At 48.3% G+C, this 410-nt stretch carries 1 protein-coding gene and 1 pseudogene; one reads left to right on the top strand and one right to left on the bottom strand.

The genetic code is table 11. The features are described 5' to 3' along the window. On the top strand, positions 1–234 hold a 234-nt coding region (locus BFF42_RS21055), incomplete at its 5' end, for an IS1 family transposase (RefSeq protein WP_216080636.1). A gap of 15 nt (positions 235–249) precedes the next feature. Here the strand turns inward: BFF42_RS21055 and BFF42_RS21060 are convergent. Continuing rightward, positions 250–410, bottom strand: a pseudogene (locus BFF42_RS21060) (integrase core domain-containing protein); the annotation flags it as partial.

Here is a 410-nt window from a genome sequence, read left to right on the forward strand (position 1 = left end):
TCGGCCTTTGAGGTCGTGGTATGGATGACGGATGGCTGGCCGCTGTATGAATCACGCCTGAAGGGAAAGCTGCACGTTATCAGCAAGCGTTACACTCAGCGCATTGAGCGACATAATCTGAATCTGAGACAACATCTGGCAAGGCTGGGACGGAAGTCACTGTCGTTCTCAAATCGGATGGAGCTGCATGACAAGGTCATCGGGCATTATCTGAACATAAAACACTATCAGTAAGTTGGAGTCATTACCGTATTCCCGTATTACTGAGATGGCTTCATCCCGGTTATTAAAACGATAGTGGCTCAGGCTCTCATTTTTCAGCGTTCCCCAGAAGCTTTCCATCGGAGCGTTGTCGTAACAGTGACCTTTACGCGACATTGATGTTTTCAGACCAGACTGCTCCTGTATGA

The organism is Shigella sp. FC1661 (assembly GCF_001712525.1).
In the GTDB taxonomy this organism is placed as follows: Bacteria; Pseudomonadota; Gammaproteobacteria; order Enterobacterales; family Enterobacteriaceae; genus Escherichia; species Escherichia coli.